This window comes from Frigidibacter sp. SD6-1 (assembly GCF_030143255.1).
GTDB lineage: Bacteria > Pseudomonadota > Alphaproteobacteria > Rhodobacterales > Rhodobacteraceae > TMP-24.
On the sequence record NZ_JARJNR010000006.1, the window covers coordinates 280,548 to 294,180 of the forward strand.

Below are 13,633 nucleotides of genomic sequence, written 5' to 3' on the forward strand. Positions count from 1 at the left end.
GAAATGACCCAAGGCCCCGGAGCGATCCGGGGCCTTGTTCATTGCCATTGCAGGATAGACCGATGTCCCGGCGCGCGATCATCCCACCCGGATCCGAGGAAACCTCCCGCGCCCTCGCCCTGTCGCCCGGCATCATCTCCGGCGACCACCTGTTCCTGACGGGCATGACCGGCAGTGCCGCCGACAGCACCATGCCCGCCGACCCCGAGACGCAGTTCCGCAACGCCTTCGACAAGATCGCTTCGGTTCTGGCAGAGGCGGGGCTTGGCACGGACAGTATTGTCGAGATGACGAGCTATCACATCGCGCTCCGCGCCCATTTCGACCTCTTCAACCAGGTGCGCAGCACCTATGTGCGCGACCCCTTCCCGGCATGGACGGCGGTCGAGGTCGCAGGCCTGCGCCGCGAAGGCGCGCTGGTCGAAATTCGCGTGATCGCCAGCATCAAGGGAGACGCATCATGAGCCTTAAGATCTGGGGCCGCACCGATTCCTCCAACGTCCAGGCGCTCATGTGGTGCGTGGGCGAACTGGGCCTGCCCTACGAGCGTATCGACGCGGGCCACCGGTTCGGCGTGAACGACACGCCCGAGTTTCTGGCCATGAACCCCAACGGCGCGGTCCCCGTGCTGCAGGACGGCGACAACCCGCCCCTGTGGGAAACCGGCGCCATCCTGCGCTATCTCGCCAACCGCTATGGCCACGCGCCCTTCTGGCCCGGGGAACTGATCGCCCGGACCGAGGTCGACCGCTGGGCGGAATGGTCGAAGATCAACGTGGCGCTGGGCTTCACCGCGCCGGTCTTCTGGAAAGTCGTCCGCACACCTGCCGCCCGCCGCGACCCCGCCGCCATCGCCGCCGCGGTCACCGCTCTGGAAACCAAACTCCGCATCGCCGAGGACCGGCTCGCCCGTCACGACTACCTCGTCTCGGACGATTTCACGCTCGCCGACATCCAGTTCGGCCATGTCCTTTACCGCTACTATGACATCGCCATTTCCCGCGCCGACCTGCCCGCGCTCCGCGCCTATCACGACCGCCTCAAGCTGCGCCCGGCCTACCGGACGCATGTGATGGTCTCCTATGACGCGCTCAGGGCCTGACCGACGCCCATGCCCTACATATGGACCTCCGGCCCCGACGAGGGCAGCCGCGCACTCACGCTCCGTCCCCACCGGTCGCTGACGCCCCGGGGGTTCGTTCTGTTCATCGGTGCGACCGCTGCTCTCTTTGCCCTGCCGCTCCTGTCGCTCGTCGGCGGCGCGGCGCTCTGGTTCGTCCTCGCCTTCGCGGGCCTCTGCCTCTGGGCCGTCTGGATCGCCATCGCCCGCAACAGCCGCGCGGCGGGCAGGGGCGAGGTCCTGACCCTCACCCGCGACCGGATCACGCTGATCCATGCGCTTGCCGACCCGCCCCGCACCTGGGAGGCCAATCCCTATTGGGTGACCGTCCAGCTCCGCCCCGAAGGCGGGCCGGTGGCGCATTACCTCACCCTCAAGGGCAACGGCCGCGAGGTCGAGCTGGGCGCCTTCCTCTCCCCCGACGAACGCAAGGCGCTGGCGGACGAACTGCGCGCGGCGCTCGCCGAGGTCAGGTGACGGACGTCATCCGGACAGGAGCGAACCGCAAACCGGCCGCCACCTCCTGCCGCCGGTCTGGACCGGCCCCGACGGCCTTGTGCCCCGGGGCCGCCAGCGCCATTTCAACCAGACGCGCCCGTCCGGACCACCGGCCACCCAGAGTGTCGCCGCCCGCGCATCGCGCCCGGATGCGCCCCTCCTCTCCCCGGGGGGCGTATCCTTGATCGTCCCTCAGGCCCCGGGCCGCAACCGCGCCATGAACAAGGCATCGACGAACGCGCCATCGCGCAGCGCATAAGCCCGGCCCAGCCCCTCCCGCTGAAAGCCCTGCCGCTCGTACAGCCGGATCGCCGGGCTGTTGTCGGCCCAGACGGTCAGTTCCAGCCTTGTCAGCGTCAGCCAGCGGTCGGCATGGTCGACGACCGCCGACAAGAGCGCCGTGCCGCAGCCCCGCCCCTGAAAATCGTCATGCACCGCCATGCCGATCGAACCGACATGCGCCCGCCGATTGGCCTCGCGTACCAGGCTGATCGTGCCCACGACCCGCTCGCCCGCCAGCGCGACAAGCTGCAGCTCGGGATGAAAGCCCTCGGCCCGCTTCCGCCGTTCCGCAAGCGAGGTGAAGGGCCGCTGCATCGTGCCCCAGACGACACGCGGCTGGTTAAGAAGATCGGTCAGCGCGGGCATGTCCTCGGGCTCGAAAGCGCGCAGGGTGAAGTCGGTGGGTGCCATGTCTCTCTCCGGTCTTTGGCCCGGGCCCCTGCACGGCTTCCGCCCCCGGGGTCCGTGCCCTGGGCGGGTGGTCGGTCTGTCGCGTGATCTCAGTCCGCCAAGATCCGACCGCCCCCGCCCGACGGGCTGGTCTTTAGGACGGTCACAGGGATCATCGCGAAGCGCATGCACGGACGATGTGGCAAATCGGCCGTTCCGTCAATCCGGCGAAAACGCGGCCAACGCTCAGCCCTGCGCGGCAAGTTCGCTCAGCACACGCCCCAGAACCCTGGCGAACGTTTCCTCATCCGACCGGTTCATGTGCAGCACGACCACCGTATCCAGGTCCGGCACATAGAAACCGGCACTCAGATAACCGTCGAGCCCGCCGGTATGACCCACCACCTTCAGGCCGCTGCGCGACAGCTGGATTTCGGTGCCGAGCCCCTGCAGCTTGCGTTCCCGCACCTCGACCGGCGCCGCCACCATCTCGGCCCCGATGTCGGAGAACCGTCCACCCGGGGCATAGAGTGCACGCAGCCAGCTGACCAGATCGCCCGCGCTCATGAACATGCCGCCATCCGGGCCGGAATTTTCGCGCATCGCGAAGGTATCCTCCCACGGGTCGAAGGGCGAGCCATAGCCATGGATCTGATCGCCCGGCGGCAGGGCGATGTCGTAATAGGTCTGGGTGAGCGCGAGCGGCGCGAGCAGGCGTTCGCGCAGAAGGTCGGCCAGCGGGCGCCCCTCGACCTTCTCCAAAATCAGCGCGATCAGATGGTAGTTGGTGTTCGAATAGGCGAAGGCCGCTCCCGGTGCATTCGTCTCGGGCAGGCCGCGGATCGCATGCAGGACGAGTTCCGTCGTCAAGGGCTGCGACCTGTCCCAATCCTCGGCGTAGAACCGCTCGCTGTAATAGTCCGGAACGCCCGAAGTGTGGTTCAGAAGCTGCCTGACCGTCGGATCGAGCCCTTCGGGCAGCTTCATCAGCGTGGCAGCCCCCAGATAGCGGCTGATCGGCACGTCAAGATCGACCTGCCCCTCGCGCGCCGCCATCACCGCAAGGGCGGCCACATAGGTCTTGCAGATGCTGCCCGCGCGCAGCGTCTGGTCGATGCGGATCGGCGCGCCTGTCTCCCGGTCGGCGACCCCGCGCGCCAGTTCGATCCGCTCGCCGGGCCTGTCAACCAGAAGCAGGATGCCCGGCACGTCCTCGACCGCCACCTCCTCGATCGTCGCGCGCAACCGGTCCTGCAGGCTGGCGCCCGCCATGCGGTCGCTTGTGTCGCGGGTTATGACAAACGCCACAAGCAGCGCCGCCGCGAGGGCCGCGCCCAGGAACGTCAGGTAGAAAGGTCTCATCTGTGCCGTTCTGTCAGTTTGGGTGAATTGCGCCCCGTCCTAGCAAGGCGATGTAACGGAAATGCGCGCCGGGACCGCTCGCCTCTCCTGGCATGGGTTGTGCCATAGGTCGAGGCGGCCCTCCCGCAGGGCCTTACCCCAGCCGCGCCTTGATCAGCGCACCCACGGCGCCGAAATCCATCTGGCCGGTGTAATTGCCCTTCAGGACGCCCATCACCCGGCCCATGTCCTTGATCGACGCCGCGCCCGTTTCGGCGATGGCCGCCGCCACCGCGGCCTCGACCTCCGCCTCTGACAGGGCCTTGGGCAGAAAGTCCTCGATCACCCGGATCTCGGCCAGTTCCTTCTCGGCCAGCTCCGGCCGTCCACCCTCCTGATAGACCTTGGCGCTTTCCTGACGCTGCTTGACCATCTTGCCCATGAGCGCCAGCACATCGCCTTCGCCCAGTTCCGCCCCGGCGGTCCGTTGCGCGATCTCGCGGTCCTTGACGGCCGCCAGGATCATCCGGACCGTCGACAGACGGCCCATGTCCTTCGCCTTCATCGCCTCTTTCTGCGCGCTCTGGATGCGGGTGATCAGGTCCATCTTCGGTCTCCGTTCTTGCGAGCCCGAACCTAACCCGTCAGCCTTTCCGCCGCAACTGGCAGTCCACCCGATTAACCTGTTGAAAAGATATGAATTTCAATTTCCCTCTCCCCCTTGACCGCGCGCCCCCGCCCCCTTAGGTTCCGCCAAATTCTGCACATCGGGAGTCGCGCCATGACCGGGCAAGCCCAGCCAAAGCCCACCGCATGCCTTGCGCTGGCCGATGGAACCGTCTTCTACGGGCAGGGCTTCGGCGCCACGGGCCAGACGGTGGCGGAACTGGTGTTCAACACCGCGATGACCGGCTATCAGGAAATCATGACAGACCCTTCCTACGCGGGCCAGGTCGTGACCTTCACCTTCCCCCATGTCGGCAACGTGGGCGTGACGCCCGAGGATGACGAAAGCGCCGAGCCTGTCGCCGCCGGCATGGTGGTGAAATGGGACCCGACCGAACCCTCGAACTGGCGCGCAGCCGAGGAGCTGACCGGCTGGCTTGCGAAGAAGGGCCGGATCGGCATCGGCGGCATCGACACCCGGCGGCTCACCCGCGCCATCCGCCAGCAGGGCGCGCCGCATGTGGCGCTCGCCCATGATCCCGAAGGCAAGTTCGACCTCGCGGCCCTTGTGAAGAAGGCCCGCGACTGGTCGGGCCTCGTCGGCCTCGACCTGGCGAAGGATGTGACCTGCGCGCAAAGCTATCGCTGGAACGAAACCCGCTGGTCCTGGCCCGAGGGGTACGGCGCGCGCACCGGCGCGGGCTTCAAGGTCGTGGCGATCGACTATGGCGCCAAGCGCAACATCCTGCGCTGCCTTGCCTCGGTCGGCTGCGACGTGACTGTTCTGCCCGCGACGGCGACGGCAGAGGACGTCATGGCGCACAAGCCCGACGGCGTGTTCCTCTCGAACGGCCCCGGCGACCCGGCAGCGACCGGCGCCTATGCGGTGCCGATGATCCGGGGTGTGCTGCAGCACGACGTGCCCTTGTTCGGCATCTGCCTCGGCCACCAGATGCTGGCGCTGGCGCTCGGCGCGAAGACCATCAAGATGAACCACGGCCACCATGGCGCCAACCATCCGGTGAAGGATGTCGAAAGCGGCAAGGTCGAGATCACCTCGATGAACCACGGCTTCGCGGTCGACAGCCAGACCCTGCCCGAAGGCGTCGTGGAAACCCATGTCAGCCTGTTCGACGGGTCGAACTGCGGCATCCGCATGAAGGACCGCCCGGTCTTTTCCGTGCAGTACCACCCCGAGGCCAGCCCCGGGCCGCAGGACAGTTTCTACCTGTTCGAGCGCTTCGCCGCCGCGATGCGCGACCGCCGCGCCGCCTGAGCGATTATTTTCCGCAGAAGACGGGGCCGGATTAACGGCCCGTTAACCATGCGCACGGAAGGCTGGCGGGGCCTTTCGTGAGTGCTGCCGCCATGTCACCCCCACCCGCCGTGTCGCATCTGCGCCTGGTCACCGCCGATTTCGTGCCGGTCGCTGGCCTGCCCGGGCGCGAGCCGCGCCCCGCCGGGCGGCGCGAGAGGCCGCGGCGCAAGCCGCTCGGCCAGATACTGATGGACATGAAGGCGGTCGAACCCGGCGACATGCTGAAGGCGCTCGCCCTGCGCGACCGGCAGGAGGTGCGGCTGGGCGACATCCTGCTTGCGCATGGCTGGGTCAGTGAGCCTGCCCTGATGGCGGCACTTGCGAACCAGTGGGGCGCACGTGTGCTCGACCTTGCGGCGGAACCGCCCGACGCAAGGCTGATCGACGCGCTCGGCCCCGATTTCTGCCTGAAGGAGGGGGTTCTTCCCTGGCGGCGGATCGGCGCGGCAACGGTCATCGCCACCGCGCGGCCCGACGAATTCGCCCGCCTGCGCACCCGCCTGCCCGACGGTTACGGGCCGGTGGTGATGGCGCTGGCGTCCGAGCGCGAGATCCATGCGGCGATGATCGCCTCGCGCCAGACCCGTCTCATACGCCGCGCCGAGACACGGACTGCGGCCGAGGAAAGCTGCCGCACGCTCGACATGGCGCGCGCCGGGGGCTTTGCGGCAATGGGCCTTGCCGTGCTGGCGGGCCTGACTGCTCTGGCACCCGCTGCCGGTTTCCTGACCCTCCTCGGCTGGGCCTGCCTGACGCTCCTCCTCTGCATGAGTCTGAAGGCGGCGGCCTTCCTGTCGGAGCTGACGGCACTTGTTCATGCCCCGCCACGGGCCGAACCGCCCGCCATCGCCCGCCTGCCGACCGTCTCCCTCATGGTGCCGCTCTTCGACGAGGATGACATCGCGCCGCGCCTCATCGAAAGGCTCGGGCGGCTCGACTACCCGAAGGAACTGCTCGACATCCTGCTCGTGGTCGAGGAGGAGGACCGCCGCACGCTGACGGCGCTGGCCCGCCGCCGCCTGCCGCGCTGGATGCGGGTCGTCACCGTGCCGTCAGGCCCGATCCGCACCAAGCCCCGCGCGCTGAACTATGCGCTCGATTTCTGCAAGGGCACGATCGTCGGCGTCTATGACGCCGAGGACGCGCCCGAGCCTGGCCAGATCCGCACCGTCGTCCGCCGCTTTCACGAACGCGGGCCCGAGGTCGCCTGCCTGCAGGGCGTGCTCGATTTCTGCAACTCCCGCCACAACTGGCTGACGCGCTGCTTCACCATCGAATATGCCGCCTGGTTCCGGGTGATGCTGCCCGGCATCGCGCGGCTGGGCTTCGTCGTGCCCCTTGGCGGCACCACGCTATTCTTCCGCCGCGCGGCGCTCGAGGCGCTCGGCGGCTGGGACGCGCATAACGTGACCGAGGATGCCGACCTCGGCGTCCGCCTCGCCCGCCACGGCTACCGGACCGAACTGATCCCGACCGTGACCGAGGAAGAGCCGAACGGCCGGGCGCTGCCCTGGATCAGGCAGCGCTCGCGCTGGCTGAAGGGCTACGCGATGACCTGGGCCGTCCATATGCGCGATCCGGCGCGGCTCTGGCGGCAGCTCGGGCCGAAACGATTCGCGGGTTTCCAGATCATGTTCCTCGGCACGTTGTCGCAATTCGTGCTGGCGCCGGTCCTGTGGTCCTTCTGGGGCCTCGCCTTCGGCCTCGGCCATCCGCTCGCCGCGCAGATGCCGGTCTGGGGCCTTGCCGCGCTCGGCGGTCTCTTCGTCCTTTCCGAAAGCCTCAATATCGCGGTCGGCATGTGGGCGGTGCGGGACCGCACGCACCGCCATCTGATGCCCTGGGTGCCGACGCTCTGCCTCTATTTCCCGCTCGGCGCGCTCGCCTCCTACAAGGCGCTGTGGGAAATAGTGCGCGCACCCTTCTTCTGGGACAAGACCCGCCATGGCGTGCTCGATACGGTCGCGCCGGTGCGCCGCGACCAGGCCCTGCCCGTGCTGGTATTGACCGATCCGCTCACGCCCGAAAGCGTAACCGTCCTGCCGCTTCGCCGCCGCAGGCTCATCTGGTCGCACCCGGCGCCGCGATTCTATGAACCACCCCCCGCACCGCCCGAAGACGCCGCGGCCCTAGCCTTCGCGCTCTCGCCGGGTGGCACCGGCATCGAGTTTCAGCCGCGTTTCGAAGGCTTTTGAAATATGCGCCTTGAGCGCTGCAGCCGCGCCCTCGCCGTCGCCCGAAGCGATCGCGGCAACGATGGCCGCATGTTCGTCCAGCGCGGCCGTTCCCCGGCCCTCGGCCGCAAGCGAGGTCGTCGCCAGAAGCGCCATCGACCGGTGGACGAGGTCGAGCTGGCTGACCAGATGGCGGTTGTGCGAGGCCAGGTGGATCTGCTTGTGGAACCTCTTGTTGGCCCGCGACAGCGCCTCGGGATTGCCAAGGTGCGCGCGGTCCTCCTCGACCATCTCGGTCAGCACCCGCACTTCCTCGGGGCTTGCATGCTTGGCCGCGAGCCGCGCGGCAAGGCCTTCCAGTTCGGCGCGCACCACATAAAGCTCGGCCAGCTGGTTGTGATCAAGCGAGGCGACGATCAGCGAGCGGCCATCGCGCGCCAGCATCGACTGGGTCTCCAGCCGCTGCAAAGCCTCGCGCACCGGCGTCCGCGACACGCCGAACCGTTCGGCCAGGTCGGATTCCACCAGACGGTCGCCGGGCCGGTAATCGCCCTGTTCGATCGCCTCCAGTATCAGCGTGTACGCGTCTTTCTGCATCCATCCCTCCCGCCGGAGCGCGAGCCTAAGGCGCCATCCCTGTCCTTGGCAAGCGGCTCCGTCTTGCGCAGACCCACACCTACGGAACGGAGCCGCTCTTCGGCACTGCCAGGCCTCATCGCTCTGTCCAGCGAAGAGCCCGCGCACGGGGGCGATGAGCGGCCCGGCCCGCAGGCGAGGGACCGCAGGCGAGGGTCTGCACCGCGTTGCCGATGCGCGCTGAGCGCGATAGGGTCCGCCCCATGCCGCGCGCCCATTTCCAGCATGTCACCACCTGGGTCTTCGACCTCGACAATACGCTTTATCCGCCCGAAGTACGGCTCTTCGACCAGATCGAGGTCCGGATGACCGATTATGTGATGCGCACCATCGGCGTCGACCGGGCAGAGGCTGACCGGCTGCGAGGCCATTACTGGGCGACCTATGGCACCACACTCGCCGGGCTGATGCGCGAACATGGCGCCGATCCCGGCCCCTACCTGACCGAGGTGCACGAGATCGACTTCTCCGTTCTGTCGCCGGATGCCGGGCTGGCCCGCGGCATCGCCCGCCTGCCCGGGCGCAAGATCGTCTATACCAACGGCTCTGCGCCCTATGCCGAACGGGTGATCGCGGCGCGCGGGCTCGCGGGCCTCTTCGACGCCATCTACGGGATCGAACATGCGGGCTTCCGCCCCAAGCCCGAACAGGCGGCTTTCGAGGCGGTGTTCGCCCTTGATGGCACCGACCCCGCCCGCGCCGCGATGTTCGAGGACGACACCCGCAACCTCGCCGCGCCCCATGCGATGGGCATGCGCACCGTCCATGTCGCCCCCGCCCCCGCACCGGCCGGCCATATCCACTTCCACACCACCGACCTCGCCGCCTTCCTCGCCCGCCTCGCCTGATCCCGCGCCGCCCGATCCGCGCCATAGTGCCGCAGGCACATCCGGTCGCATGGCCCGTGCCTCCTCCGCAGCTTATGCACGCATCCGCGAACAGGAAAGGTTTTCCCATGACCGACATGACAAGCGCGGCCGCTCCGCGCCACTGGTTCTATGCGATCCCGCTTCTGGGCTGGATCGCCCGCGACATCGCCCATGGCGACGAGGACACTATCTACTACGCGCTGGTGATCGTCCTCACCGCGCTCGTGCTGATCTTCAAGACCTGGGGTCTTGCGGGCATCACCATGGTCTGCCTCGCGGCCGTGCCGCTGGTCTTCCTAACACTGATCCTGATCACGCTCGGCAAATAGGCTGAGTAAGGCCGGGGCAGAATGCCGCTTGGACGCCGCCTGCCCGCTGCAGTAAGTTGGGCTCCGAACAAGGGGGCCCGATGCCACGCGAAACGGTCGACATCCTGATTTCCGGCGGCGGGGTCGCCGGCCTGACGGCGGCGGCGGCCTTCGGTGCCGCGGGCTTTTCGGTCCTCTGCGTCGATCCCGCGCCGCCGGTGACCGACGGCGAGGATCAGGGCGCCGACCTGCGCACCACCGCCTTCCTGCAACCCGCGCGCCAGTTGCTTGAGGAGGCCGGCCTCTGGCCGCGCCTGGCGCCCCATGCGGCCGCCCTTCAGGTGATGCGGATCGTCGATGCGGGCGGTGAGGCGCCAGACCCGCGCATCGTGAAGGATTTCGTCGCCTCTGAAATCTCGGACCAGCCTTTCGGCTGGAACCTGCCCAACTGGCTGCTCAGGCGCGAGATGGTGGCGCGCCTCGCCGAGATCCCGAACGTCAGCTTCCGCCCCGGCACCGCGACGAAATCGGTCCTGACCCGCGAAAGCGCGGCAATCGTGACCCTGTCGGACGGCGCGACCATCGCCGCGCGGCTGCTGATCGCCGCCGACGGCCGCGACAGCCCGGTGCGGCAGGCGCTCGGGATCGGCGTCCACACGACGCGCTACGGGCAAAAGGCGCTTGCCTTCGCCGTCACCCATGAGCGCCCGCACGAGAATATCTCGACCGAGGTCCACCGTTCCGGCGGCCCCTTCACGCTGGTGCCGCTGCCCGACCGCGACGGCAGGCCGTCCTCCGCCGTGGTCTGGATGGAAACCGGGCCGGAGGTGGCGCGGCTCGCCGCCCTGCCGGTCCCGGACTTCGAAGCCGAGATGACCGCGCGCAGCGCCGGGCTCTACGGGCCGCTCACCCTCGTCACCCGCCGGTCGGTCTGGCCGATCATCAGCCAGACAGCCGCACGGATGGCGGGCGAGCGAACGGCCCTGATGGCAGAGGCGGCGCATGTGGTGCCGCCCATTGGCGCGCAGGGGCTGAACATGTCCCTGGGCGACCTGCGCTGCCTACTCGACCTCGCCCGCGACCGCCCCGACGGGCTCGGCGACCGCGCGATGCTTGCCGCCTACGAACGCCGCCGCTGGCCCGAGGTCAAGGCCCGCGCGGCCGGGATCGACCTTCTCAACCGGGCCTCGATGATCGAGACACGCGCGCTCCGCGACCTGCGCGCGGGCACGCTGAACGCCCTCTATTCGCTGGCACCGGTCCGCAAGACACTGATGAAAGCCGGGCTCGGCATGAACCCGGCACGCCCGAAAGGTTGAGAGCGCTCGCACGCCTCGCCCGGGCCCGATCTCAGTTCTTGACGATATCCGGGATAATTGGTCGGAGCGAGAGGATTCGAACCTCCGACCCCCTGCTCCCGAAGCAGGTGCGCTACCAGGCTGCGCTACGCTCCGACCGATGGCGGGGAGTTACCGGGTCGCGGCGGCTTTTGCAAGCAGATAGCGGCGGGGCTGGCGCACCGGTTTGATAGGACCTCCTCGAGCACTGCGTGCACTCGTCGGGACGCGGGCGCGAGGAGTGCACGAAGTGCTCGACGAGCCTCCCGTCCGGGAAGCTGGCCGCCGCACGACCGGCCTCAGCGCCCGCCGCGGCCGGGGTTCAGCATGCGGCCAAGAAGGCCCGAGCGCGGGGTGGTGACCGTCTCGTTCCGGCCGCGCGCCTCCAGCACCGGCTGGTTCTGCGAGGCGCCCGATCGGGTCTCGCGCAGCACGATATAGATGCCGGACAGGATGATCACGGCCGAGCCGATCAGCGTCCAGCGGTCGGGGCGTTCGTCGAACAGCATATAGCCATAGGCCACCGCCCAGATCATCTGGCTGTATTGCATGGGCGCCGCGATCACCGCCTCGGCCATGCGGTAGGAGAGGATCGACAGCAGCGTCCCCGCCATGCCCATTGCCGCGATCACGCCCATCAGCCCCAGATGCCCGACCGGCATCGGCTTGTAGACGAAGGCCAGAAGCGCTCCTGTGACGAGGAAGTTGCCGAGGATCGGGTAGATCAGCAGCACGGCGGGCCGTTCGTCATTGCCGAGCTTGCGCACGATGATCGAGGTCGTCGCACCGGAGAAGGCCGCCACAAGCGCCGCCAGATGGCCAAGCGACAGTTCGGCCTGCCCGGGCCTGAGCACGATCATGACGCCGATCAGCCCGACAAGAACCGCCATCCAGCGGCGAAGCCGCACGGTTTCGCCGAGGATCGGCACCGACAGGACGGTGATGATCAGCGGTATCGCGAACAGCATCGCATAGGTCTGCGCCAAGGGCAGATGGCCAAAGGCATAGAAGGCCGAAATGCCGGTGATGACCGCCGTGAGGCTACGGAAGGCGACCCAGCCGGGATGCGCAGGCACGAGGCTGCCGCCCGAGCGGTCCTGCAGGATGAAGATCGAGAAGAGCGGAAACGACAGGAGCGCGGCGAAGAAGATGATCTGGATCGCCGAATAATCGGCGCCTAATGTCTTGACCACAACGTCATGGGTCGCGAACACGCCCATCGCCGCCAAGGCCGTCATGGCACCTTTCAGATTCTGTCCGCCGGGTTCCGACATGGGGGCTCCGTTACCGCTAGCGCTCCTTTGCGCCAACGGCGGGCGGAAGGCAAGTCAGCCCCGCCGCACCTTCTCCAGAAGCGGCATCAGCTCGGCCATTTCCGGCCCGCTCTTCTCGCCGGTCAGCGCCAGGCGCAGCGGCATGAACAGGCCCTTGCCCTTGCGCCCCGTCGCTGTCTTGACCGCATCGGTCCACTCGGCCCAGGTCGTTTCAGTAAAGGGCGGCTCGGGCAGCAATGCCAGCGCCTCCGCCACAAAGGCGCGATCCTCGTCGGCGATCATCGGTTCCGCCCCGTCGCGGCAGAGCGCCCACCAATGGGCGAGGTCGTCGAGCTTGACGATATTCTTCGACGCGACCGCCCAGAAGCGCTCTGCCTTGGCCGCAGGCACGCCAAGCGCCGCGATCCGGTCCTTCACTTCGGCGAAGGGCAGGCGCTGGTTGCGTTCGCGCGTGAGCGGCCAGAGGTCCTCGGCGTCGAATTTCGTCGGCGCCGCCCCGAACTGCGACAGGTCGAACCCGTCGGCGATCTCGTCAAGGCTCATGCGCAGTTCGACCGGCTGCGACGATCCAAGCCGCGCCATCAGGCTCAGAAGCGCCTCTTTCGCAACGCCCGCCGCGCGCAGGTCGCGCAGGGAAAGCGTGCCAAGGCGTTTCGAGAGCCCCTCGCCCTGCGCGCCGGTCAAAAGCGAATGGTGCGCGAAGGCAGGCGGCGTGCCACCCAGCGCATGCATGATCTGCACCTGCGTCGCGGTATTGGTCACATGGTCGGCGCCGCGCACGATATGGGTGACGCCCATGTCGACATCGTCAACCGACGAGGCGAAGGTGTAAAGGATCTGCCCGTCCGCCCGGATCAGGACCGGGTCCGATACGCTCGCCGTGTCGATCGACACCGGCCCGAGAATCCCGTCATTCCATTCCGTCCGCTTCTGGTCGAGGAGGAAGCGCCAGTACCCCGGCCTCTCCGCGCGCAGCGCGTCCTTCTCGGCGTCCGACAATTTCAGCCCCGCGCGGTCATAGACCGGCGGCTTGCCCATGTTGAGAAGCTTCTTGCGCTTGAGGTCCAGGTCCGTCGGGCTTTCGAACACCTCGTAAAGATGCCCACCCACGCGCAGCCCCTCCGCCGCCTCGCGGTAGCGGTCGAGCCTCAGCGACTGCTTCTCGATCCGGTCCCAGGTCAGGCCCAGCCACTCAAGATCCTCCATGATCCCGTCGGCATATTCCTGTTTCGAGCGTTCCTGATCGGTATCGTCCAGCCGCAGAATGAAGGTGCCGCCGGTCTTCCTCGCGATCAGATAGTTCATCAGCGCGGTGCGCAGGTTGCCCACATGGATATATCCGGTGGGCGAGGGGGCGAAACGGCAGACGGTCATGGCATGGCTCCTGTTGGCCTTTCCTCTTTCACAGGCAGGGGTTTTT

Annotated in this window: 14 protein-coding genes and 1 tRNA gene; 8 read left to right on the forward strand and 7 right to left on the reverse strand. The window is 67.9% G+C overall.

Features of this window, described 5'->3' with window-relative positions; genetic code table 11:
• Nucleotides 1-62: 62 nt before the first annotated feature.
• The 3 genes from P0645_RS13295 to P0645_RS13305 are packed head-to-tail and all read left to right on the forward strand — an operon-like array spanning nt 63 to nt 1,597.
• Nucleotides 63-464 (forward strand): RidA family protein, encoded by a 402-nt coding sequence (locus P0645_RS13295; RefSeq protein WP_284165070.1) that lies wholly within the window; start codon nt 63-65, stop codon nt 462-464.
• Nucleotides 461-1,102: a glutathione S-transferase family protein gene (locus P0645_RS13300; protein WP_284165071.1), complete on the forward strand. Its 642-nt coding sequence runs from the start codon at nt 461-463 to the stop codon at nt 1,100-1,102. The genes P0645_RS13295 and P0645_RS13300 overlap by 4 nt, the downstream gene beginning before the upstream one ends.
• 9 nt (nt 1,103-1,111) lie before the next feature.
• Nucleotides 1,112-1,597: a DUF2244 domain-containing protein gene (locus P0645_RS13305; RefSeq protein ID WP_284165072.1), complete on the forward strand. Its 486-nt coding sequence runs from the start codon at nt 1,112-1,114 to the stop codon at nt 1,595-1,597.
• A gap of 213 nt (nt 1,598-1,810) precedes the next feature.
• On the opposite strand, the gene P0645_RS13310 is transcribed toward P0645_RS13305, so the two are convergent.
• From P0645_RS13310 to P0645_RS13320, 3 genes are all read right to left on the reverse strand, one after another.
• Nucleotides 1,811-2,311, reverse strand: coding sequence for a GNAT family N-acetyltransferase (locus P0645_RS13310; protein ID WP_284165073.1), 501 nt, complete (start codon nt 2,309-2,311; stop codon nt 1,811-1,813).
• Nucleotides 2,312-2,536: 225 nt separating this feature from the next.
• Nucleotides 2,537-3,652 carry a serine hydrolase domain-containing protein gene (locus P0645_RS13315; protein ID WP_284165074.1) on the reverse strand — a complete coding sequence of 372 codons (1,116 nt, stop codon included), beginning with the start codon at nt 3,650-3,652 and terminating at the stop codon, nt 2,537-2,539.
• A 133-nt stretch (nt 3,653-3,785) separates the two neighbouring features.
• Nucleotides 3,786-4,238 (reverse strand): GatB/YqeY domain-containing protein, encoded by a 453-nt coding sequence (locus tag P0645_RS13320; RefSeq protein WP_284165075.1) that lies wholly within the window; start codon nt 4,236-4,238, stop codon nt 3,786-3,788.
• Between the two features lie 174 nt (nt 4,239-4,412).
• Here P0645_RS13320 and carA point away from each other — a divergent pair, with 174 nt between their 5' ends.
• The gene (gene carA / locus P0645_RS13325) at nt 4,413-5,573 is read left to right on the forward strand and encodes a glutamine-hydrolyzing carbamoyl-phosphate synthase small subunit (protein WP_284165076.1); all 1,161 of its coding nucleotides are present in this window, start codon (nt 4,413-4,415) and stop codon (nt 5,571-5,573) included.
• A 92-nt stretch (nt 5,574-5,665) separates the two neighbouring features.
• Nucleotides 5,666-7,810, forward strand: a complete 2,145-nt coding sequence (locus P0645_RS13330) for a glycosyltransferase (RefSeq protein ID WP_284165077.1) — start codon at nt 5,666-5,668, stop codon at nt 7,808-7,810.
• Here P0645_RS13330 and P0645_RS13335 read toward each other — a convergent pair.
• Complete coding sequence (locus tag P0645_RS13335; RefSeq protein WP_284165078.1) at nt 7,745-8,386, reverse strand: GntR family transcriptional regulator; 642 nt, start codon at nt 8,384-8,386, stop codon at nt 7,745-7,747. The two genes, P0645_RS13330 and P0645_RS13335, sit on opposite strands and share 66 nt — an antisense overlap.
• A 242-nt stretch (nt 8,387-8,628) precedes the next feature.
• Between P0645_RS13335 and P0645_RS13340 the strand changes: the two genes are divergently transcribed.
• From P0645_RS13340 to P0645_RS13350, 3 genes are all read left to right on the forward strand, one after another.
• Nucleotides 8,629-9,273, forward strand: coding sequence for a pyrimidine 5'-nucleotidase (locus P0645_RS13340; protein ID WP_284165079.1), 645 nt, complete (start codon nt 8,629-8,631; stop codon nt 9,271-9,273).
• Between the two features lie 107 nt (nt 9,274-9,380).
• Complete coding sequence (locus P0645_RS13345) at nt 9,381-9,623, forward strand: hypothetical protein (protein ID WP_284165080.1); 243 nt, start codon at nt 9,381-9,383, stop codon at nt 9,621-9,623.
• Nucleotides 9,624-9,703: 80 nt separating this feature from the next.
• The gene (locus P0645_RS13350; RefSeq protein WP_284165081.1) at nt 9,704-10,921 is read left to right on the forward strand and encodes a UbiH/UbiF family hydroxylase; all 1,218 of its coding nucleotides are present in this window, start codon (nt 9,704-9,706) and stop codon (nt 10,919-10,921) included.
• A 58-nt stretch (nt 10,922-10,979) separates the two neighbouring features.
• Here P0645_RS13350 and P0645_RS13355 read toward each other — a convergent pair.
• The 3 genes from P0645_RS13355 to gltX all read right to left on the reverse strand — a co-directional run bounded on the left by P0645_RS13355 (nt 10,980) and on the right by gltX (nt 13,587).
• Nucleotides 10,980-11,056: transfer RNA gene (locus P0645_RS13355), tRNA-Pro, on the reverse strand.
• Between the two features lie 182 nt (nt 11,057-11,238).
• A complete protein-coding gene (locus tag P0645_RS13360) occupies nt 11,239-12,213 on the reverse strand; it encodes a DMT family transporter (protein WP_284165082.1) in 975 nt (324 codons plus the stop codon).
• Between the two features lie 54 nt (nt 12,214-12,267).
• Nucleotides 12,268-13,587, reverse strand: a complete 1,320-nt coding sequence (gltX, locus tag P0645_RS13365) for a glutamate--tRNA ligase (protein WP_284165083.1) — start codon at nt 13,585-13,587, stop codon at nt 12,268-12,270.
• Nucleotides 13,588-13,633 lie beyond the last annotated feature (46 nt).